The 22,581-nt window shown below is 38.1% G+C and carries 22 protein-coding genes; 18 read left to right on the top strand and 4 right to left on the bottom strand.

The window, feature by feature from the left end; translation table 11 throughout:
* Nucleotides 1–52 precede the first annotated feature (52 nt).
* From C3945_RS00950 to pepF, 6 genes are all read left to right on the top strand, one after another.
* Nucleotides 53–796 carry an MBL fold metallo-hydrolase gene (locus tag C3945_RS00950; protein WP_161877798.1) on the top strand — a complete coding sequence of 248 codons (744 nt, stop codon included), beginning with the start codon at nucleotides 53–55 and terminating at the stop codon, nucleotides 794–796.
* 15 nt (nucleotides 797–811) lie between these two features.
* Complete coding sequence (locus tag C3945_RS00945; protein WP_161877797.1) at nucleotides 812–1,831, top strand: lipoate--protein ligase; 1,020 nt, start codon at nucleotides 812–814, stop codon at nucleotides 1,829–1,831.
* A 382-nt stretch (nucleotides 1,832–2,213) separates the two neighbouring features.
* Complete coding sequence (gene spx, locus C3945_RS00940; RefSeq protein WP_161877796.1) at nucleotides 2,214–2,621, top strand: transcriptional regulator Spx; 408 nt, start codon at nucleotides 2,214–2,216, stop codon at nucleotides 2,619–2,621.
* Between the two features lie 209 nt (nucleotides 2,622–2,830).
* Nucleotides 2,831–3,466, top strand: a complete 636-nt coding sequence (locus tag C3945_RS00935) for an adaptor protein MecA (protein ID WP_161877795.1) — start codon at nucleotides 2,831–2,833, stop codon at nucleotides 3,464–3,466.
* Between the two features lie 89 nt (nucleotides 3,467–3,555).
* Nucleotides 3,556–4,638 (top strand): competence protein CoiA, encoded by a 1,083-nt coding sequence (locus C3945_RS00930; RefSeq protein WP_161877794.1) that lies wholly within the window; start codon nucleotides 3,556–3,558, stop codon nucleotides 4,636–4,638.
* A 93-nt stretch (nucleotides 4,639–4,731) separates the two neighbouring features.
* Complete coding sequence (pepF, locus tag C3945_RS00925) at nucleotides 4,732–6,549, top strand: oligoendopeptidase F (RefSeq protein ID WP_161877793.1); 1,818 nt, start codon at nucleotides 4,732–4,734, stop codon at nucleotides 6,547–6,549.
* Nucleotides 6,550–6,614: 65 nt separating this feature from the next.
* On the opposite strand, the gene C3945_RS00920 is transcribed toward pepF, so the two are convergent.
* On the bottom strand, nucleotides 6,615–7,238 hold the full coding sequence (locus C3945_RS00920; protein ID WP_161877792.1) for a DsbA family protein: 624 nt from the start codon (nucleotides 7,236–7,238) through the stop codon (nucleotides 6,615–6,617).
* A gap of 201 nt (nucleotides 7,239–7,439) precedes the next feature.
* Complete coding sequence (locus C3945_RS00915) at nucleotides 7,440–8,024, bottom strand: CYTH domain-containing protein (RefSeq protein ID WP_161877791.1); 585 nt, start codon at nucleotides 8,022–8,024, stop codon at nucleotides 7,440–7,442.
* Nucleotides 8,025–8,130: 106 nt separating this feature from the next.
* Here C3945_RS00915 and C3945_RS00910 point away from each other — a divergent pair, with 106 nt between their 5' ends.
* The 5 genes from C3945_RS00910 (at nucleotide 8,131) to C3945_RS00890 (ending at nucleotide 12,002) form a co-directional block, all read left to right on the top strand.
* The gene (locus tag C3945_RS00910) at nucleotides 8,131–8,748 is read left to right on the top strand and encodes a GTP pyrophosphokinase (RefSeq protein WP_161877790.1); all 618 of its coding nucleotides are present in this window, start codon (nucleotides 8,131–8,133) and stop codon (nucleotides 8,746–8,748) included.
* 27 nt (nucleotides 8,749–8,775) lie between these two features.
* Nucleotides 8,776–9,588 carry an NAD kinase gene (locus C3945_RS00905; RefSeq protein WP_161877789.1) on the top strand — a complete coding sequence of 271 codons (813 nt, stop codon included), beginning with the start codon at nucleotides 8,776–8,778 and terminating at the stop codon, nucleotides 9,586–9,588.
* Nucleotides 9,589–9,828: 240 nt separating this feature from the next.
* The gene (locus C3945_RS00900; protein ID WP_161877788.1) at nucleotides 9,829–10,728 is read left to right on the top strand and encodes an RluA family pseudouridine synthase; all 900 of its coding nucleotides are present in this window, start codon (nucleotides 9,829–9,831) and stop codon (nucleotides 10,726–10,728) included.
* Nucleotide 10,729: 1 nt separating this feature from the next.
* Nucleotides 10,730–11,749 (top strand): ComEC/Rec2 family competence protein, encoded by a 1,020-nt coding sequence (locus tag C3945_RS00895; protein ID WP_161877787.1) that lies wholly within the window; start codon nucleotides 10,730–10,732, stop codon nucleotides 11,747–11,749.
* A 1-nt stretch (nucleotide 11,750) separates the two neighbouring features.
* On the top strand, nucleotides 11,751–12,002 hold the full coding sequence (locus tag C3945_RS00890; protein WP_161877786.1) for a hypothetical protein: 252 nt from the start codon (nucleotides 11,751–11,753) through the stop codon (nucleotides 12,000–12,002).
* 4 nt (nucleotides 12,003–12,006) lie between these two features.
* On the opposite strand, the gene C3945_RS00885 is transcribed toward C3945_RS00890, so the two are convergent.
* Nucleotides 12,007–12,444: a GNAT family N-acetyltransferase gene (locus C3945_RS00885; RefSeq protein ID WP_161877785.1), complete on the bottom strand. Its 438-nt coding sequence runs from the start codon at nucleotides 12,442–12,444 to the stop codon at nucleotides 12,007–12,009.
* A gap of 140 nt (nucleotides 12,445–12,584) precedes the next feature.
* Between C3945_RS00885 and C3945_RS00880 the strand changes: the two genes are divergently transcribed.
* The 3 genes from C3945_RS00880 (at nucleotide 12,585) to C3945_RS00870 (ending at nucleotide 16,278) form a co-directional block, all read left to right on the top strand.
* Entirely contained in the window at nucleotides 12,585–13,694 is a 1,110-nt protein-coding gene (locus C3945_RS00880; protein WP_161877784.1) for an AI-2E family transporter, read from the top strand.
* A 33-nt stretch (nucleotides 13,695–13,727) separates the two neighbouring features.
* On the top strand, nucleotides 13,728–15,320 hold the full coding sequence (locus tag C3945_RS00875) for a peptide chain release factor 3 (protein WP_237585433.1): 1,593 nt from the start codon (nucleotides 13,728–13,730) through the stop codon (nucleotides 15,318–15,320).
* Between the two features lie 328 nt (nucleotides 15,321–15,648).
* Nucleotides 15,649–16,278 (top strand): cell wall hydrolase, encoded by a 630-nt coding sequence (locus tag C3945_RS00870; protein WP_202623256.1) that lies wholly within the window; start codon nucleotides 15,649–15,651, stop codon nucleotides 16,276–16,278.
* Between the two features lie 126 nt (nucleotides 16,279–16,404).
* Here C3945_RS00870 and C3945_RS00865 read toward each other — a convergent pair whose 3' ends face one another.
* On the bottom strand, nucleotides 16,405–18,666 hold the full coding sequence (locus C3945_RS00865) for an ATP-dependent Clp protease ATP-binding subunit (RefSeq protein ID WP_161877783.1): 2,262 nt from the start codon (nucleotides 18,664–18,666) through the stop codon (nucleotides 16,405–16,407).
* A gap of 354 nt (nucleotides 18,667–19,020) precedes the next feature.
* On the opposite strand from C3945_RS00865, the gene C3945_RS00860 reads away from it, so the two are divergent.
* The 4 genes from C3945_RS00860 (at nucleotide 19,021) to C3945_RS00845 (ending at nucleotide 22,485) form a co-directional block, all read left to right on the top strand.
* Nucleotides 19,021–19,287, top strand: coding sequence for a phosphocarrier protein HPr (locus C3945_RS00860; RefSeq protein ID WP_161877782.1), 267 nt, complete (start codon nucleotides 19,021–19,023; stop codon nucleotides 19,285–19,287).
* The gene (ptsP, locus tag C3945_RS00855) at nucleotides 19,287–21,011 is read left to right on the top strand and encodes a phosphoenolpyruvate--protein phosphotransferase (RefSeq protein ID WP_161877781.1); all 1,725 of its coding nucleotides are present in this window, start codon (nucleotides 19,287–19,289) and stop codon (nucleotides 21,009–21,011) included. Before C3945_RS00860 ends, ptsP begins: the two co-directional genes overlap by 1 nt.
* A 152-nt stretch (nucleotides 21,012–21,163) precedes the next feature.
* Nucleotides 21,164–22,030, top strand: a complete 867-nt coding sequence (locus C3945_RS00850; protein WP_161877780.1) for an NAD(P)-dependent oxidoreductase — start codon at nucleotides 21,164–21,166, stop codon at nucleotides 22,028–22,030.
* A gap of 203 nt (nucleotides 22,031–22,233) precedes the next feature.
* Entirely contained in the window at nucleotides 22,234–22,485 is a 252-nt protein-coding gene (locus C3945_RS00845; protein ID WP_161877832.1) for a YkuJ family protein, read from the top strand.
* Nucleotides 22,486–22,581: the final 96 nt, after the last annotated feature.

Genomic DNA, 22,581 nt, shown 5'->3' with positions numbered 1-22,581 from the left:
TATTCTATAATAAGGAAGAATAATAAGAAGAATGGAAAGTGAGGAAGAAAAGATGAAGCTAACGACTTTAGGCTTTTATGGTGGCTATCCGCATAATGGAATTGGAACCAGCGCTTATCTGTTAGAGTCAGAAGGCTTTCATATGCTCTTAGATGTCGGCAGTGGAAGTCTGTTGGCTATAGAGAAGCATGTTTCACCCGCTGATTTAGATGCTGTGTTGCTATCTCACTATCACCATGACCATATCGCTGATTTAGGTGTTCTTCAATTTTATCGCTTACTAAATAAGGATAAGGACGGCATGGCATTGCCTCTCCTACCTATTTATGGACATGATGATGATCAAGCGCATTTTGAAGAGCTAACTATGGATGGTGTATCTGAAGGACATGCCTACAATCAACATACGTCTACAACTATTGGGCCATTCACAGTGACTCAAATTAAAACAAAGCATCCCGTTCCTTGTTATGCATTACGAATAGAAGAGACGTCTACCGGTAAGGTCGTTGTTTTCACTGCTGATTCGGGTTATATAGAAGAGTTTATTTCTTTCTCAAAAGGTGCTGACGTTTTGTTAGCTGACAGCAATTTTTACCGAGGGAAAGAGAATCATTCAGTGCACATGACCGCTGGTGAATGTGGGAAACTAGCCAGAGAAGCAGGTGCGAAACAGTTAATCCTAACCCATTTACCTCAAACAGGAGACTGGCAGGATTTGCTTGAACAGGCAACAGAACAAGCGGATGACACTAAAGTTACTTTAGCAGAAAAAGATTTGACTATTACAGTTTAAGGAGAGAAAAAGAGCATGTATTACGTTAAAAATGAAAGAGATGGGCAAGAAATTCATGATCCACAACTTAATTTAGCAATCGAATACTATTTATTAAATGAAGTAGAGTTGGATGAGCCGATTTTGTTATTCTATATTAATGATAACTCTATCATCGTAGGTAGAAACCAAAACACGTATGAAGAAGTAAATACCACATATGTTGAAGAGAATGATGTGAAAGTTGTCAGACGGTTCTCAGGTGGGGGAGCTGTTTATCATGATATGGGTGTGTTGAACTTTTGTTTCCTAACAAAAGATGATGGTAATTCCTTTAGAGATTTCAAGAAATTTACTTTGCCTGTTATTGATGCCCTCCATCAAATGGGAGTAGAAGGTGCAGAGTTGCGTGGTCGTAATGACCTAGTGATTGATGGGAAGAAATTCTCTGGCAATGCGATGTACTCCAAGAATGGGCGCTTAACAGCTCATGGCACATTAATGTTCGATTCGGAAATAGAAGCGGTAGTTAGTGCCCTCAAACCGAAAAAACATAAATTAGAATCAAAAGGAATTAAATCTATTCGTAGCCGTGTAACTAATATCAAACCATTCCTTGATGATTCTTACCAATATATGAATGCTAAGGATTTTAAAGAAAAATTATTGCTTTATATTTTCGACACCGACAACAAAGATGGCGTTAAAGAATATAAATTGACCGATGAAGACTGGGTGAAGATTGATCAATTTGCCAAACAGTATACTGCTAACTGGGAGTGGAACTACGGAAAATCACCCGCTTTCGATATGGAGAGAAGTGAACGTTTGTCAGTCGGCACGGTTGAAGTAAAAATGAATGTTCGAAAAGGTGTCATCGAAGACATTCGTATCTTTGGAGATTTCTTTGGTATGGGAGAAATTGAAGATGTCGAAAAGATCCTTCAAGGAACTTCTTATAATAAAGCCTCTATTGAAGAAGCCGTCGACAAAATTGATATTCAAAAGTACTTTGGAAATGCCGATTCAAAAGAATTAGTGGATTTATTGTATTAAAAAGCCAACACTTTAAAAATAAGTATAAGAAAGAGTTCTTTCAAAGCTAGTCCATGTGACTACGCATAGAGAGAGAGCTCTTTTTTTGTATATAAATGAAATGGAGTCTAGAAAAACGATGTAAAATGTGTCAAAGGTTTGATCTAACTGTTTCAGTTTATAGTAATTACAATCTATATAATGATAGTAAAATAAACAATGAAGGTAAAGCTTATTAAATCAACGAAATAATTAAAAATAAAATAAAGGTGACTAATCTTTGACAAAAAAAGCTTTACAAGTGTTCACATATAAGTTATAGTTATAAATGTGAACAAGATATGGCAAGTAAAGAAGTAGTCATAATCAATCGGATAGATAATTGAAGGGAGACATACATAAAATGGTTAAATTATTTACGACACCGAGTTGTACGTCATGCAGAAAGGCTAAAGCTTGGCTGGAAGAGTATGAGATTCCTTATTCTGAACAAAATATGGCTTATGAGCCGCTGAGTTTTAATGATATAAGGTCAATTATGAGATTAACTGAAAATGGCACGGAGGATATTATTTCTAAACACTCAAAAGTGTATAAAGAATTGGATCTTGATTTAGATGATCTGTCTATGGGAGAATTGTTTGAATTGATTCAAAACAACCCGACTTTAATCAGACGTCCAATCATTTTAGACGACAAGCGTCTACAAATTGGATACAATGAAGATGAGATTAGACAGTTTGTGCCAAGAGAAGTGAGAGCAATGGAATTGGAAAGAGCACAACAACTCGTTGCTTTATCACAAGTTTAAAACACATTAGTTCAAGAATCGACATAGTCATGTCGGTTCTTTTTATACACACTGAAAATAGACTGAGGAAAGGCTCCTGCTTACTTGTATTTGGAACTTACCTTTTGTATAATGGTAGGAGTACAGTCTTTAGGAAGATTGTCATTTTTTAGTTACCGGACAAATGTGAAAACGTCAGTCATTCCATTAGAAGAGTGAGGTGCGGAATAATGGAAATTGAACATATTAACGATGATACAATAAGAGTAGTCATTGGAAATAGCGATCTCGAAGAACGTGGGATTACCTTTCTAGATTTACTCGGCAATCAAAAACAAATTGAAAAGTTCTTTTATAGTATTCTTGAAGAAGTTGATATTGATGAAGAGTTTCAAGAGTCAGAAGCCGTAACCTTTCAAGTGATGCCTAATAATAATGGACTAGAGTTGTTTATTAGTAAAGGTAATAACTTTCAGGATGAACTAAGCGATCTTGATTTGAAGAATCATACGAATCCATTAAAACAAAACAATAATCTTTTAGATGAGATGGAAGAGTATGCTAACAACGATTTACAAGTTAAGCAAGCTGTCGTTGCTTTAGAAGATTTTGAGCATGCGATTCAACTATCAAAAAGTTTGTATATGGAAAGTGGATTATCGAATCTGTATTTACTGGATGATCAGTACTACCTTCAGCTATCATTCTTTGTGGAAGAAATGCATGGAAGAACCAGTGAAGAAGAGATAGCTATTGCTTTGGAATATGGAAGTAAAAGTGATATGACCTACGATGTATTAGATGAGTACGGTAAGTTATTGATGGACTCCAATGCTTTGGAAACCCTCAGATATTACTTTAAGTAAAGATTAGTTCGCAAAAGTTAAAACTTTTGCGAACTTTTTTAATTCCTTTTGACCTCCTATGGGTAATATATATAATAGGAGGGATGACTATGCTAATAGCTATTAATGAAAATAATCAGAGTGTCTTAGCAGTAGAAGCAAATAAATCAACACGTTACTTCTGTTCGGCTTGTCAAGGAAATGTCACCTTAAAGAGAGGAGAGATTAAACTAGCTCATTTTGCTCACCTTAGTAAAGCAACATGTGATGCCTTTTCAGAAGGTGAGACTGAAGAACACTTAAAAGGTAAGTTAGGCCTCTATCAGTCTTTAGAGAACCAGGGGATGACTGTTCAAATGGAAGCATATTTACCAGAGTTAAAGCAACGACCGGATGTACTGGTTACCGTTAATGGTATGAAGATAGCGATAGAGTTTCAATGCAGTCCGATACCTATTGATACCATCCGTTCCAGAACAGAAGGGTATCTATTGAACGGCTATGCTGTGATGTGGGTATTGGGGAAGAAACTCCATGTAAAAACGAGCCTAACTGCTGCGCATCGTGCTTATCTTTATAAAGCAGGCAATCAGTATGTATTACATCAATACGATAGCCAAAACGGTCGGACCCATACGCTGAGTGGTTTTCACAAAAAAGCATCAAGGAACGTATCATTTAAGTCGTCTGTTTCAAAAGAGTGCCCACTTTTACTTTGTAATCATGATGTGCCTGTTAATGACCTTAGTCGGATAAAAGAAAGATCAGTATCACCAAAAACGCTTATAAAAGAAAAAGAAAAGGTCAGGCGATTGAGTCTCTCTAGGCAGGAATCAAGTCGTCCGTTTTTTGAACAACTTTATTTAAATAGAGAAACCATTGATTCTATTCCACTGCCTATTTATGGACACGTTCCCCATGAATGGTTGATACAAAGCTCCCCTTATTTGTGGAAGTATACCATGTGGAAATGGTTAGAAGAAAAGCCTAAGATGTTCGTATTAACGAAGCATAACTTAAGCAGACAGTTAGAAGTTTGGTTAAATGAAAATAGACTCAGTTATTATTATATACCCACTTTAAATCGGGAAGAGCAATTGCGCCCCTTTATTGAGTTTGCCCATGACCTTACAGTTGGCGGCTATTTATATAGATTAGGAGAAGCTAAGTGGAAAATAAGTCAGAGTAGGTAAACGAGTGTACAAAGGTCTAATATTTGTGTATTCTATTCATTTTCAAATTATGTTATCATTAGATTGTTCACATATTTTAAGGGAGGAAATTAAATGTCTGAAGCGAATACATTACCGAACCGAGAAGATGTACCTGTTCACTTATCATGGGATTTATCAGTTATATATGAATCGGATGAGAAATGGGAAGAGGATTACCAATCCACTAAAGATCAAGTTGAAACGATTAAAGAGTTCCAAGGTAAATTGGATCAAGGCGCCGATACCTTTTTAGACGCTCTTGAAACAATGCTTGGCTTATCAAGAAAGGTTAGTTCAATTTATGTCTATGCTCATTTAAAAAATGACCAGGACACAGCGAATAGTACCTATCAAGCTATGAATGACCGTGCTCGTTTTTTAGCTTCGCTTTCACAAGAGGCCTCTTCATGGTTTGAACCTGAAGTGATTGGCTTACCTGAAGATAAACTGCTTAGTTACTTTGATGAAAATGAGAAACTTAATGACTACAAGCATTACATTAATCAAATGACGGCGAATAAAGCACATGTTTTAAGTGCAGAAATGGAAGCTTTACTTGCTGGAGCTAGTGATATTCTGTCTTCATCAAGCCAGACATTTAGTGTGTTAAACAATGCTGATTTGACGTTCCCTAAAGTAAAAGGTGAAGATGGAAAAGACGTGCAACTGTCTCATGGCATGTACGGTCAGTTATTAGAAAGTACAGATCAATCCGTCAGAGAAGAAGCATTCAAGAAAATGTATGAGGTGTATGCGAGCTTTAAGAATACTTTTGCGAGCACACTATCATCAAATGTGAAAAACCATAATTATCAAGCTAAAGTACACAACTTTAAATCTGCCAGAGAAAGTGCGTTAAGCAATAACCATATATCAGAGGCCGTTCATGATACGTTAATTGAAGTGGTGAATGAACATTTGCCATTACTGCACCGTTATATGGAATTAAGAAAGAAATCCCTGAAGTTAAATGAATTGCATATGTACGACCTATACACTCCGATTACTGGGGAAGCAAGTCTGAAGTATTCATATGATGAAGCTAAGGATAAAACCTATGAAGGGTTGGCATCTTTAGGAGACGAATACAAAGCTGTTTTAGACAAAGCCTTTAACGACCGCTGGATTGACGTGGTTGAAAACAAAGGCAAACGCAGTGGAGCTTATTCGTCTGGAACATACGATACGAATCCATATATTCTATTAAACTGGCATGACTCTTTAAATCACTTGTATACGCTGGTTCACGAATTAGGTCACAGCGCTCACAGTTACTTTACTCGTAACAGCCAACCCTATGTATATGGCAACTATTCTATCTTCTTGGCTGAAATTGCTTCAACGACTAATGAGAATTTATTGACCGACTACTTGTTAGAGACAACAACTGATCCAAAAGCTCGTGCTTATGTACTAAGTCATTACCTGGACGGCTTTAAAGGAACGGTATTCCGTCAAACACAGTTTGCTGAGTTTGAACATTTCATGCATGAAGAAGCAGCTAAAGGGGTTCCATTGACAGCTGACTATTTAAGCGAAAACTACCGTAATTTAAATTCAAAATATTACGGAGAGGCTGTTGAAAAAGACGAAGAGATACAATATGAATGGGCTCGCATTCCTCACTTCTATTACAATTATTATGTTTATCAATACTCCACAGGATTTTGTGCAGCAACGGCATTGGCTGACAAAATTTTGAAAGAAGAAGATGGGGCATTAGACAATTATTTGTCCTATTTAAAAGCGGGAAGCAGCGACTACCCAATTGAAGTGATGAAAAAAGCCGGAGTGGACATGACGGATAAAGACTATCTAGTTAGAGCGATGGCGGTCTTTGAAGAGAGACTAAATGAGTTAGAAAAAGCACTAGAAGCAATAGAGAACTAACAAAATAGGTCCACTACTTAAGGTGACATTCTTAAGTAGTGGACCATTTATTTATTTGTGAGTGTTTAAACCATTTGGAGTAAAGATAAGTGTTTGTGACTGAACTTATCAGTTGAAACAGTCTCTTGATTGCATAACCCATGTAACAAGTGTTTAGTTATGGATGCATCAATGCGGTAGCCGTATGTCGAGTTTTTTCCGGAGTACAACACACAAGAGGGAGCCTGAGTGACATCCATTTCCTGAGCAATTTTCTGATCTTTATTGAAGGCCGTTTTTGAAAAGTCTGAGTGTAAATCGTCTTCGAACATTTCCATATCGAGTTTAACTGCTATAGCTACTTGCAAAAACAAGTCTTTAGAAACGTGTTTACCTTCATGAATCACTTTTTCTTGGATAGACATTAAGAATTTTCGGCCTTTTTTCTTACCTTGCATGGAAGCAGCTTGGAAAGCAAGTGAGGTCTGGAAAGAGTCTGTATATAATTGGTTTCTGTTTTCTAATGAGGGGTCATTTTTCTCTCTCATGATTGTTCCAATCGTGTGGAAGTTCAACAGTGGGATGAAGCGAACACGTACTGTTTCTTCTCTTTCAGTCGAAAATGATTCAATCATTTTTTCGGTTTCATAACAAGGCTTTCCGAGTGGGTTTACATATAAGAAAATTTCAATAACATTATTTAATGACATAATAAGCACACACCTAAAATTTATTTTGTTTTGTTTCGTTTCAATTGAATTTCTATCTACAGAGAAATCCAGGGAACATGTTTCTTTGTTCCTCTTTTACAATACCTAGACTACCAAACAACTATCACTTTTAGTAATCATCTGCATAGATTTACTTATAAATTTTAAGGTTGTGTGACAATTCCGTCACAAATATACACATTAGTGGTTCAGATTGCCCGAGAAAGCTCGTGTGATTTTCTTTTCTGCTGGCCTTTTAGGGATATCAAATTGTGACAACAAGTCAGTCATTAATTGCTCGCCTGATTCAACAGTGGCTGCTTCAACTTCCAATTCATAATCAACCGTGTCATTATACCAGCTCTTATCCAAAACAATGAGTCCCGTCTTTACTTTTTTTTCGTAACGGAGGGTCTTTAATTGGGCGATTTTTTGTACTGGTTCGTCTATCATTATCCCTTCTTCTTTTAAAGCAGTTATTAATTGATCAGGCAGTTCGAACGCACCTTGCTTAATCAAAGCCTCAGCTTCACTATTATCTAGAGGAATAGTGTACTCGTTATGATGGCCATCTACAGGTGTTTTCAATGTCATTTCTGCGGAATGGTCCTTCTCTCGAATTCTGAAAGCACAAAGATGTTCTTTTAAATATAAGGTTTTCGTATCGAAGTACGTGTTTCTCTGGGAGACTGGCTGAGAGTTTTCTTGAAAGAAATAGTGAAGCAAGCTAGTGTACTCAGCCTCTATCAGCATATTCTTGAATTCAATTTCTAATTCGTGTTCCATATTAAACGTCCCTTCACTGTTAATCAGTATTATGCGAAAATTGGATAGAGTATGGTATAATATTAACAAGAATGAAGCTTAATAAAAAGCAAAGAAGGTTGAGGATATGGATAGAGACTGGGAACTTTTCCTGCTACCTTATAATCAAGCTGTAGATGAACTAAAAGTTAAACTTAGGGGCCTGCGTGGCATGTACCGATTAAGAAAGGAACATGGACCAATTGAGTTTATAACTGGCCGAGTGAAACCTGTTAATAGTATATTGGTAAAATCAAAAGCAAGAAGCATCCCATTGGATAAGTTGGAAACAGAAATGGAAGATCTTGCTGGTATACGTATTATGTGTCCCTTTGTTGAGGATATCCTACAAGTCGTTGGTATAATAAAGAAGCGGAAAGACTTAAACATTGTTTATGAAAAGGACTATATTACAAATAAAAAAGATAGTGGATACAGATCGTATCATTTAATCTGTGAGTATCCCGTTCAATTAATAGATGAAGAAAAAGTAGTCTTAGTAGAAATTCAAATCAGAACTTTGGCGATGAATTTTTGGGCATCTATTGAACATTCACTCAATTATAAATACCAAGGTGAATTTCCGGAGGCTATTAAAGGTCGTCTTCAAAAAGCTGCAGAATCTGCTTTTCAGCTTGATGAAGAGATGTCTACTATTCGAGAAGAAATTAAAGATATACAGGAAAATTACCGTTTTCCAGATTAATAGATTAGTGTGGAAAGGACAGATGAAGTGAATATAGCAATTGTACACAACGTTACAGAGGAATCAAAAAAGGTAGCTAAAAAATTGACAACGATGCTTCAAAAGGAAGCGTTCAATCTGGTTACCAGTTTTCCTGACATTGTCATATCGGTAGGTGGAGATGGGACCTTGCTATCTGCTTTCCACCGATATGCCCATATGTTAGACAGTGTTCGTTTTATCGGTGTACATACAGGTCATCTGGGCTTTTATACCGACTGGAGGGAGTACTCTCTAGACGAGCTCGTGTCTAGTTTAAAGCAAGATACTGGTGAGTCTGTCGAATACCCCTTACTTGATGTTGAGGTTAAGTACCGTAATAGCAATGAAATTAAACACTTTTTGGCTCTCAATGAGGCGACAATTAAACGAGTAGATGGCACCTTTGTAGGGGACGTTTATATAAGAGAAGAGCAATTTGAACGCTTTAGAGGAGACGGTTTATGTGTGTCCACACCAACAGGATCGACTGGGTACAATAAATCCATTGGTGGTGCTGTTTTGCATCCAAGACTAGAAGCCCTTCAATTAACTGAAATTGCTTCTTTGAATAACCGTATCTTTCGGACACTCAGTTCTCCGATGGTGATTGCCCCTGACGAGTGGATCAAAATTAAACCCATTGAAACAGATGATTTTTCTTTAACAATTGACCAGTTTGTTTCTAATGAAGAGGGCGTCGAACATTTAGAATTTAGAATTGCCAAAGAACGTATTCGATTTGCTCGCTACCAGCATACTCACTTTTGGAACCGAGTAGAAGATGCATTTTTAGGGGCTAAAACAAAACTAAATGAGTAAAGAAAACGAGTTACTGATGAGAACCTCCTTTATGATTTCAGTTAAACAGACTGCATATAGGAGGTTTTTAATACGGTGAAAAAGACGTATAATAGAGTGAACCAATTAGTCATTTGATGGATTTAAATTTTTTTGGACTAATTCCATTTACCAAGAGATAAATATGATAAACTAATAAATTGTAACTAGTTAAAGGAAAATAGATTGTGAGGCAAGAGCTCTAAATAGAGCGACATGTATATGAAAATAGAATGGGTAGTAAAAGAAAAGCAAAAAACTACAGTGAAAGCTTTTTTACAAAATAAAAACATATCAAAACGCATACTAGCTAAAGTGAAATTCCAAGGTGGTAGAATCGAAGTGAACGGGCAAGCGTCACGAGTGAGAACAGAATTGGAAGAAGGGGACACCATCAGTATCACTTTGCCTATAGAAGAGAGCAATGAAACACTTATCCCCTCTTATAAACCAATATCTATATTGTATGAAGACGATCATTACTTGCTAGTGAATAAACCAGCTGGTATTGCTTCAGTACCGTCTCCCGTGCACCGTTTAGATACGATGACCAATCGTGTCAAAGGATACATTGAAGAGCAAGCCTATTTGCATCAAACGATACATGTAGTCAGTAGGCTAGACCGGGAGACGTCAGGGGTTATGATATTTGCCAAACATACCTTGGCACACTCTTATTTGGATGCCTTACTAAAGGACAAGTCAATTCATAGAGAATATGTGGCTTTTGCAGAGGGGCATGTAAGAGACAAGCATGGTTTTATTGATGAACCGATTAGTCGTTCAGAAGAATCAATTATCAAACGAAAAGTTCACGAATCGGGAAAACAGTCCATGACCGAGTATTGGGTAAAGAACCACTATGAACAAGCGACAGAGCTGAAAGTTCAGTTACACACTGGGCGAACTCACCAAATCAGGGTTCATTTTGCGCACATCGGTCATCCTTTAGTCGGGGAAACCCTTTATAAAGATTCAAATGAACAGCCTGCTATCGATAGACAAGCGCTGCATTGCTTTAAAGTGCGATTTGTCCACCCTTTCTCTGGAGTAACCATTGAGATTATTGCACCGCTGCCAGGAGACTTGACTGAACTTAAAAATCATTTGCGAGGGATATAGAGTGAATAGAAAAAGAAAGACACCTTATAAAAGGACTGCCTCTAAGAAAAGACCGAGTGGGCAGAAAGGGAACCATTCCCTTTTAAAAACAGTATTGGTTGTTGTAGCTGCATTTTTCTTAGGCTTGTTAGTCGAACGATATGACCTTCCATTTGATGGCTTAGAAGCACGGTGGGATCAGATCGTCCACTCGATTAGACAGTGGTCAAATACAGTCGACTTTGATCCTAGTGAAGAAGAGTATGTAGTTGATATCCGAGTATTTGATGTGGGACAAGGATCGTCCATGCTACTAAAAGGGTATGATGGTACAACGATACTTATTGATACGGGTCGATTTGATGATAGCGAGAAGCGAATTATTACCTACTTAAATGATGAAATTGGAGTAGGAGGTAAAATCGACTTACTAATTTTCACCCATAATGATGCCGACCATATTGGAAATGGGGAATTGGTTCTCGAGTATTTTCAAGTGGGAGAAGTGTGGATGAACGGAATGGACCACACATCACAGACTTATACACGTGTCTTGGATGCGTTATTAGCTTCAAATGTGACTTATGTGGAAGCAAAGCGAGGGGAAACGTATACTAAAGGAGCATTTACCATTGATGTGCTTCATCCTCAACAAGACGCCACTGAAAGCAATCAAAACGATGAATCTATCGCGACGAGACTGTCTATAGGAGATACCCAATTTATTCAAACCGGGGACATTGATGCGTCGATAGAAGCTGAGATTGCTCATGAGAGACCATATGCTGTGAGTGCAGATATTATGATGATTGGACACCACGGCTCAAGATACAGCGCAGGAATGGAATGGATTGAAGCAGTGGATCCAGCTGTGGCCTTTTATCAGGCTGGGCAAGATAATTCATATGGGCATCCACATCAAGAGGTATTAGACCGGTTGGAAGCCTTAGATATTCCTGTATATGGAACGGATACCTTTGGCACTCTGTCACTGACCATTCTTCCGGATGGTGAATGGGAATTAAAAACGGAGGAGGAGTAGTATGTATGGTGTAGTGGAAGCTGTTTTCGATGACAAAGCAGTCATTATTCTCGATTCAAAAGAAGAGATACTTATCGATACACATATGCTTCCGAAACCATTTGAATGGGGCGATGTGTTTTTATTCGAGAAGACCCAAGAAGGCTGGGTAGTTGTTTCTAATGATGTGAGCGAAAAAGGCAGGCGCCTTAAGGAAAATAAAGCAAAAAGGCAGGCGCTTTTGAACCGAACGAAAAAAAGAGATATGGACTAAGTGTCTATATCTCTTTTTTCATATGGTGGTGAGGAATGTTGGCATCCAAGAATGGGCCACCGTAAACGGTGTAGTGACTTTTTTCGTAAAAAGGAATGGCGTGATCTTGAGCATCAAGAACCAATGTGTGAGCATTAAATTCGGACTTGGCAATATCCTCGATGGCATTCAATAATTCTCTACCGTAACATTTACCTCGGTGGGAAGATAGAACAGCGACACGTTGAACTTTAATCATTCCTGTTTCTTTTTCATAAAGTCTTGCCGTACAACATGCTTCTTCTTTTTCATCGTACCCAACCACATGTAAGGTCTGACTTTCCAATTCATCAATCTCAAGTGCTTCGTCAACTTGCTGTTCCTCTATAAAGACTGTTTTTCGAATAGTTAATGAGTCATTGTAAATAGAACTGTTAATATCTCTCGTCATTTGAAACTTCATAACATCCCTCATTTCTTAACGTATTCATACTATAGCAATAAGTGGAAAAACCGTCAATAGATTGTAGAAACTAGCCCTTTCAATCTGTACGAGTGTCACTTATAATAGGTAAGAGATACGCACGAAAGGAAGAAGACAATGTGATAAATTGGAAAAATTCAAAATTAATGTTTTGGACTATATGGCTCTTGTTAGCGGCCATATTAATAGTAGTGCTTCAACAGATTGATTTTATATTAAATCCTTTCGTCGGCATATTAACGGCATTATTCATGCCTTTACTCATTGCTGGTTTTTTATATTATTTATTAAACCCCATCGTTCAATTACTTGAAAGAATCAAAATTAAACGAGTCATAGGGATCGCACTAGTGATGCTCATGTTAGTTGGGATCCTCGTTTTTGCTGTTGTTGTCGGTATTCCTATGCTAATTGAACAAGCTACGAATATAGTATCCGGTATACCCCAATTTATAAATCAATTGGAAATTTATGCTCTAAGATTAGGGGAAGAACCGTGGATGCAAGAGATCAATATCGCACCGATACTAGAAAATTTAGAAGTATGGCTTGGAGATATAGGTTCTCGTTTTCTAAGTGGACTGGTTTCTGGTGTAGGTAACTTGGTTCAAAAATATACCGAAATTGCGTTTATGGCGATAACGATTCCCGTCATTTTATTTTATATGTTATATGATGGATGGAAATTTGTACCGCTAGTATTAGATCACACATCAACTAAGTATAGAAAAAATGTTAAAGACATGCTTATTCAGACCGACGAAGTCATGTCCGGCTATATAAGTGGAAAAGGAATAGCGTCCATTATAGTAGGAGGCTTGTTGTTTTTCTTATATACACTTGCTGGTATACCGTCAGCTTTGCTACTATCATTATTCGCTGCAATAACGAATTTTATTCCCTTTGTCGGTCCATTTATTGGAGCTGCACCTGCTATCATCGTTGGTTTAGTTGAATCGCGGACTTTAGCTGTACTAGCTGGTTTATTCGTATTAATTGTCCAACAGTTAGATAGTAATTTACTCACCCCATTCTTTGTTGGGAAGTCATTATCTATTCACCCTTTGACCGTCATACTGGTTTTGTTAGCTTCTGCTAACATCGCTGGTTTGTTGGGTATGTTAATCGGGGTACCTGTATTTGTTATGATTAAAACCATCGGCTACTATGTTGCACGAATGGTAAAAGAAAATAAAGTGAGAAAAAAAACTGAACCGATTCAACATTAAGGGTTGAAAATTTATTTATAAGGACGTTTTATAGTGAACGATACACAACTAAAAGATTTGAAAAAAGAAGTTAAAAAAAGAAGAACCTTTGCCATTATCTCTCACCCGGATGCAGGTAAGACAACGATAACAGAACAATTATTGCTCTTTGGTGGAGCCATTAGACAGGCTGGAACAGTAAAAGCTAAAAAAACTGGAAAGTTTGCTAAGTCAGACTGGATGGAGATTGAAAAGCAAAGAGGGATTTCTGTTACCAGTTCGGTCATGCAATTTGATTACCAAGATAAACGTATAAACATTTTGGATACGCCTGGGCACGAAGACTTCTCGGAAGATACTTACCGAACATTAATGGCAGTCGATGCTGCAGTTATGGTGGTCGACAGTGGTAAGGGGATTGAAGAGCAGACTAAGAAATTATTCAAAGTGTGCCGCATGAGAGGCATTCCCATATTTACATTTATGAACAAAATTGACCGAGATGGAAGAGAGCCATTAGATTTGATTGAAGAGCTCGAAGAAGTGTTGGAAATCGATGCTTACCCAATGAACTGGCCAATGGGATCAGGAAAAACATTGCTTGGCTTATATGATGTGTTTCATAATCGAATAGAAGTGTTGCGTCCTGATAGTCACAATCATGGTGAGCGTTTCATCTCCTTGACAGATGAAGGAGAAATAGAAGGCGATCATCCATACCAAAATGAAAGTCTCTATAACCAAGTTTTAGAAGATGCCTTACTTTTAAAAGAAGCCGGCAATGAATTTTCAAGAGAAGCTATCGCAAAAGGCGAATTAACACCTGTCTTTTTCGGATCGGCTTTAACTAATTTCGGTGTCCAAACCTTTTTAGAAACGTTTTTACAGTTTGCACCTGAGCCGACTGATCAAGACACGGAAGATGAGAAAGTAGTCTCTCCAACTGATGAGGATTTCTCAGGCTTTATCTTTAAAATCCAAGCCAATATGGACCCTAAACACCGTGACCGTATTGCCTTTTTGAGAATTTGTTCGGGACGCTTTGAGCGAGGTATAGATGTGACACTTTCTAGAGAAGGGAAAAAAATGCGGTTGTCTAATTCTACTCAGTTCATGGCTGAGAACCGTGAATCGGTATCAGATGCTGTAGCTGGTGATATTATTGGTCTTTATGACACAGGGAATTTCCAAATTGGGGATACAATCTATTCTGGAAAAGATAAAATTGAGTTTAAAGACTTGCCTCAATTTACACCTGAACTATTCGTCAGAGTCGAGGCTAAGAACGTCATGAAACAAAAATCTTTTCACAAAGGCATTAACCAACTGGTACAAGAGGGTGCTATCCAACTATATAAGTCTTATCACACAGAAGATTACATTATTGGAGCGGTTGGTCAGTTGCAATTTGAAGTGTTTGAGCACCGAATGAAGAATGAGTACAACTCTGAAGTGGTGATGACTTCAATCGGCAGCCGTATCGCTAGATGGATTGATCCGAAACAATTAGACGAGAATATGGGGTCGAGTAGAAATATGCTGGTTCGTGACCGGTTTGATCAACCCTTATTCCTATTCGAAAACACCTTTGCTATGAGATGGTTTAGTGATAAATATCCCGATGTAGAGTTAACCTCTTTATTATAAGCATTAAGCTAAAAAATAAAACGACTGGATTACTAGAGGCTTCTGCCTCCTGTGGCCCGGTCGTTTTTCATATGAAGTAGACTAATAAAAAGGAGAGAATGATCAAAATGAGAAAGGACTAACCAATAAAAACCGTAGAATCATGGCCCATAAGAGCGTATCACTTTGTGAATCATCCCTTTACAGTTATAGTATTTATTAGTGAGGTAGCCTGATTATTCACTGTTTAGGACAATCAGCATCCTTTTTGTAGACGATAAAACTATAGAATACCGCATGTATACCAGTGTCTGATGTATGAAACGATAGGGTATATGAGGAGGAAAAGATGATAATAAAAATAATGTTGCTTGCCTGTCTCTTTATAGGTGCAGTGACAATACGAACGCCTGAAACAAAGGCTGAATCTTTATCTAATGATAAAGTGCTCAAAGCTTTAGGTTTTATCATAGAATATGAACCCGCAAGCTTACTTGATTTAGTTACTGATCTGGAAGAAGATGTATCCACTGATGAAGCTCTCTCAACACTATTAGATGAAGAACCTACCGAATTAATCGTATCGGTATCAGGAACCAGTTTAGATTTAAGAGAACCTATCAATCCTGAGCTAATTGATTTGCTCGCAAGAATCATCGAAGCCGAAGCGAAAGGTGAGTCTTATGAGGGAAAAGTTGCTGTAGGGCAAGTGGTATTAAATAGAGTGAATCATCGACAGTTTCCTGATTCTGTTAAAGAAGTGATATACCAGCCGTGTCAATTTGAACCAGTAATGAATGGGGCAATATATAACGAGGCTACACAGACGTCCTTACAAGCTGCTAAAGAAGCACTTAGAGGTAAGGGGCCAGTAGGAGATGCTTTATATTTCTACAACCCAGCTATTGCAGCCGGTCAGGAATGGTTTGATACGTTAGAATACGTTACCACTATTGGTAACCATGTCTTTAGAAGGTAAGAAAACACAGTTCACAAAATCGAAGTAAATGAAATTAAAGCGAAACAAACTCTCAAAAAGTCATATAAAACAAAAAAACAACCATCGGCGTATGAATACGTGATGGTTGTTTTTTTGATAATGACTTTATTCTGACTCTTCAGTGTTCTCTGTCGATTCATCAGTCGAGTCACTTGTGGATTCTGTTACAGACTCATCTGTTTCATTTGTAATCATAATGTTTCCATTTTCATCAACTGTAGCTAAGATGTGACCCGGTTCAGGATTATTTAAATAAAATTCTGCAATTCTATCTTCAATTTGCTCTTCAATCACTCGTCTTAGCGGCCGTGCACCCATTTTAGGATCATAGCCCAAATCGACCAGTTTCTCTTTTGCTGATTGATCAACGGTCACTGTAATATGGTGCTGGGTCATGGCTTCTTTAATGTCTTCTAGCATCAACTCAATAATTTCCAGCAAGTTCTCCTTAGTTAGAGAGTTGAATTCAACAATACCATCAAATCGGTTTAGGAATTCAGGACGGAAGAAGTCTCCTAAATGATTTAATAAGGAATGTTGCTGACCGCTTAATTGAGCACCGAAACCAACACTTGATTCGACGTTCGTTGTTCCAGCGTTAGTAGTCATAATAATGATGGTTTCTTTAAAGTTAACTGTTCGCCCTTGTGCATCGGTCAAACGGCCGTCATCCAGAATTTGCAAGAACATATTCATCACATCAGGGTGAGCTTTCTCCACTTCATCGACTAAGATTAAGCTGTATGGGTTTCGTCTAACTTTCTCAGTTAGCTGACCAGCTTCTTCGTACCCTACATAGCCTGGAGGAGAACCAATGAGTTTGGACGTGCTGTGTTTTTCCATATACTCACTCATATCGAGTCGGACATAAGCTTCTTTGCTTCCAAACAATTCCAAGGCCAAGGTTTTAGCCAATTCAGTCTTACCGACACCAGTTGGCCCTACGAAGAGGAAGGAACCAATCGGTCTATTTTTCTGGCGTAATCCAATCCGGTTACGACGAATAGCTCGAGCCACTTTGTCTATGGCTTGGTCTTGACCTATGACATGTTTTCTCAAGGATTGATCAAGGTCTTTCAACTGTTCTTGCTCTTTTTCCTTCAATTCACCAACAGGGATACCTGTTCTCATTTCAATAATTGAAATGATATCTTGTTCAGTAATGACTGGCTGTTCAGACTCAGGAGTCTGTTGATTAATCATTTCTTTATACTTCGTTACTTGATCACGGTAAAAAGCAGCTTTTTCGTAATCTTCTTGTTCTAATGCTTCTTGTTTCGCTTGATCGGCTTCTTTGATTTTCTCTTCTAAAGCAGCTGGGTCGACCGTTTGAATCGTTAAGTTTTTCTTAGAACCTGATTCATCTATTAAATCAATGGCTTTATCTGGAAGGAAACGATCCTGAATGTAGCGGTGAGATAATTCTACGGCACTCTTAATGGCTTCTTCAGAATATTTGACGTGGTGATAATCTTCGTATTGTTTTTGAATACCTTTTAAAATCGTGTAAGTTTCTTCTAAAGTTGGTTCGTTGACTCGTACCGGCTGTAATCGTCTTTCTAATGCCGGATCTTTTTCAATTTTTCGGTATTCGTTTAAAGTAGTCGCACCAACCATTTGCAATTCACCGCGGGCTAAAGCTGGCTTCAGAATATTTCCAGCGTCCATACTGCTTCCTTCAGCAGAACCAGCGCCAACAATTTCGTGAACCTCATCAATGAACAAAATAATATTTTTATTCTCTCTTAATTCATTCATTAATTGTTGCATTCTTTCTTCAAACTGTCCTCTAATGCCGGTTCCTTGTACAAGAGAAGCAACATCCAAACGGATAACTTCTTTATCTTGAAGCTTTTGTGGTACTTCGCCGTTTACTATCTTTAAAGCAAGACCTTCAACGATGGCTGTTTTACCAACGCCTGCTTCACCAGTTAATACAGGGTTGTTTTTTGTGCGTCTATTTAAAATTTCAATTACTCGCTCGATTTCTCGGTCTCGACCAATAACTGGATCGACTTTTCCTTCTCGTGCCATTTGAGTAAGGTCAACCCCATACTCTCCTAACAAGCCACCTCTAGAAGTCCCTTGGTTAGGGGGCTGGTTGCCTCCAGAAGCATGTTGTTGATTAGGCGGTGTTTGACCTTGTTGGTCGGGTTGCATGCCTCGTGACAAAGCTTTGAAAAAATCATCGAATTGATTCATTCCGAAAGGATCTTGACCCATTACTCGGTTCATACGCCCTTGTTGTTCCTGTTGTTTGATTTCTCGGTAGCATTTTTGACACAGATCGATTTCACGTCTGTTCCCATTAATACTGGTCGTTAAGTGAATGGTTGCATTTCTTTCCATACAACGTTGACATATCATACGATATACCTTCCTTTCTTCTTTTTACTTCTATTTTATTATACTAATAATGATTCCAAAGGTCATTTGAAAGGGGTCAACTTTCTATTAAACAGGAAAAAGCATGGTTTAGTCTGACCAACTTTGACCTTTGATAATTCTATTATAATCTGACCTTCTTTGACTTTCAAGCGAAAAATACTAAAAAGTAGAAAATAGTTGTCGCTACGGGAAAAAAATGGTAATCTGTATAAGAAGAAAGAGTAGAGTGATTCTTTGTGTTCAAGTACGGTACACAACTTTGACAAACATGAAGCGCTATCATTTTATACCTTTCGATCAAAAATACTTTTTATTGAAAAGGAGCTAGTCATTATGGAAAGAAGAGAATATAATATCACAGCAGAAACAGGTATCCACGCAAGACCAGCAACACTACTTGTTCAAACAGCAAGCAAATTTAACTCTGATATTACTTTAGAGTATAAAGGTAAATCTGTTAACTTGAAATCTATCATGGGCGTTATGTCTCTAGGTGTAGGTAAAGGTGCAGACGTTGTTATTACTGCTGAAGGCGCTGATGAAGAAGAAGCGATCGCAGGAATCGACCAAACAATCAAAAATGAGGGAATGGCAAACTAATGACTCAACATGTATCCGGAATTGCTGCAAGCGACGGGATAGCCCAAGCGAAAGCCTATATGTTGGTAGAACCTGATTTGACTGTTGAAAAAACAACTGTTTCTGATACAGACAATGAAAAACAGCGTTTAACTAAAGCTATTGATGAAGCCAAAGAGCAATTAGGCAAGATTCGTTCGATTGCTGCAGAATCTTTGGGCGAAGAAGAGGCTCAGGTTTTTGATGCACATGTTATGGTGCTCTCAGACCCGGACTTAATTGACCAAGCTAATGCAGTTATAAATGATGAAAAAACAAATGCCGAGTATGCTTTTAAACAAGTAACGGATACGTTCATTTCAATGTTTGAAGCAATGGAAGATAATGCGTATATGCAAGAAAGAGCTGCTGACATCCGCGATGTAAGAAAGCGTGTATTGGCTCGATTACTTAATGTCACTCTTCCTTCTCCGGCAACGATTGATAAAGAAGTCATCATTGTAGCCGAAGATTTGACTCCCAGTGATACTGCCCAACTAAACAAGCAGTATGTTAAAGCATTTGTAACAAATATCGGAGGACGTACATCTCACTCAGCCATTATGGCTAGATCTCTTGAGATCCCTGCGATTGTAGGAACGAAGAACATCACTGAATTGGTATCTGAAGGAGACCAATTAATTGTTGATGGATTAGAAGGCGATGTTTACATTAATCCTTCTGAAGAAGAACAGGATCGTTACCAAAATAAAGCAGATGAATTCGACACGTTAAGAAAAGAGTGGGACCGTCTTAAAGACGAGCCAAGCTTAACTAAAGACGGAAAGCACGTTGAATTAGCTGCAAATATTGGAACACCTAAAGATTTAGAAGGTGTTAAGAATAATGGTGGAGAAGCTGTTGGCTTGTACCGTACAGAATTCTTATATATGGATTCTACAGAACTCCCATCAGAAGATGAACAGTACGAATCTTATAAACAGGTATTAGAAGGCATGGATAACAAGCCAGTCGTTGTTCGTACAATGGACATTGGTGGAGACAAAGAATTGCCATACTTGGAGCTTCCTAAAGAAATGAACCCATTCTTAGGCTACCGTGCTATACGTGTCAGCTTAGACCAGGATTCTATTTTCCGTACGCAATTGAGAGCTTTATTACGTGCGTCTGTTCATGGAACCTTACGTATCATGTTCCCAATGATTGCTACTCTTCAAGAATTTAGAGATGCCAAAGCTATCTTAGACGAAGAAAGAGCGAACCTAGAAAATGATGGCGTCGACATATCAGATTCTATTCAAGTCGGTATCATGATAGAAATACCAGCTGCTGCCGTTTTAGCGGATCAATTTGCTAAAGAAGTTGATTTCTTCAGTATCGGTACAAATGACCTGATTCAATACACGATGGCCGCTGACCGAATGAATGAGCAAGTATCTTATCTATACCAACCATACAACCCATCTATTTTACGTTTAGTTAAAAACGTGATTGATGCTGCTCATAAAGAGGGCAAATGGGCTGGAATGTGTGGGGAGATGGCCGGAGATCAAACGGCTGTGCCAATCCTTCTCGGTTTAGGACTCGATGAATTCTCTATGAGTGCGACAAGTATTCTAAAAACAAGAAGCTTATTAAAAACTCTTGATTCAGTTGAAATGGCCGAACTAGCTGAAAAAGCTGTAACGGACTGTTCAACATCTGAAGAAGTGGTTGAGCTTGTTGAATCGTATTTAAATAAGTAAAGCTTAAGCAGATTGAATGACCTTTAGGTATTCAATCTGCTTTTTTCAATTGCTTTATGATTTTTGCGACAATTGCTTTAAACAATGTTATATGAGAAAATGAGCATGAAAGCAGTATCAAACTAGTCGTGTTGAGAGGAGAGTGCGTACAGATGAAAAAGGTTGGTTTTATAGGAACGGGAGTCATGGGTGTGTCAATCGTTCGTCATTTACTAAAAAAGGGATACTCAGTTACCGTATATAATCGCACCAAGTCTAAAGCGGAACCTTTAATAGAAGAAGGTGCAAGGTGGGCTGAAAGCCCTTTGGAATTAACCAATCAGTCAGATATTGTATTCACAATGGTAGGCTACCCAAAAGATGTTGAAGAGGTTTATTATAGTGAACAAGGTATTTTCAACGGTAATGTTGAGGGAAAAGTGCTGATTGATTTAACAACAAGTACACCGTCTTTAGCGATGAAGATAAGTGAGACAGCAAAAGAAAAAGGAGCTGCTACACTCGATGCCCCTGTTTCTGGTGGGGATTTAGGGGCTGAAAAGGGAACCTTAACCATTATGGTGGGTGGTGAAGAAGAGACGTTTAACCAAGTGAAGGATATATTGGAAGTTTTTTCTGCATCTATGACCTTGCACGGACCATCTGGTAGTGGCCAACATACAAAAGCAGCTAACCAGATTATGGTTGCTGGTACGATGACAGGAATAACAGAATTAATGATCTATGCCAAGCGAGCAGGACTGGATTTAGAAAAAGTATCCGAAACAGTCAACGGGGGAGCTGGTAGAAACTGGTCCCTTGAGAATTATGCTCCCCGTATTATAAACGACGACTATTCCCCTGGATTTTTTGTTAAACATTTTATTAAAGATTTAGGCATTGCCTTGGATGAAGCTGAAAGAATGGGTATAGACCTGCCTGCTACTCGAAGAGCCAAAGAATTATATGATCAGCTAAAAGATGCAGGATACGGAAATGATGGAACACAATCATTGGTAAAATTATGGTGGAATAAATAAAAGACAAAAAGACCTTTTATCAGTCGAGAGGCTCGTAAAAGGTCTTTTTGTCTTTTGTTATGAATAGAAAAAAGCAGAATAAAGTATACTTATGCCCATTATCGAGACATTTTATTAAAAGCTTGGATCAATTACTGTAATTTACATCAAAATCTGTTAAAATAAGTGAAGTAAAGTATATTCAAGCAGGAAGGGGAATGACAATGAAACCATCCCAATTGATACCGATAGTCCGTAGACTTGATGCAATGAGAGAAGATCAGTCTGATGAGGTTCAAATTCGTCGCTTTGAAAGAGACGGTAAAGAGATGTGTATCGTAAGGTACGACAGCAAGTCAAAAATGTACGAGTTGGAAGATCGAACAACGCAACAAACATATGAATTCGATAATATCGATTACGTTGCCGTAGAGATATTGGAACTGGTACAACCAGCAACCTCTACAGAAGAGTAAGAAGTGCGCAAAAGGGAAGTGCTTTGTGTGCTTCCTTTTTTTTAGTATAGACGATGTATAAATAGACTATCAAATCAGTACTCGTTGTCAAACCTC

Source organism: Alkalibacterium sp. MB6 (genome assembly GCF_009935905.1).
Classification (GTDB): Bacteria; Bacillota; Bacilli; order Lactobacillales; family Carnobacteriaceae_A; genus Alkalibacterium.
Note: the sequence above shows the minus strand (reverse complement) of the source record. Positions and strands in the feature narration are given on the sequence as shown.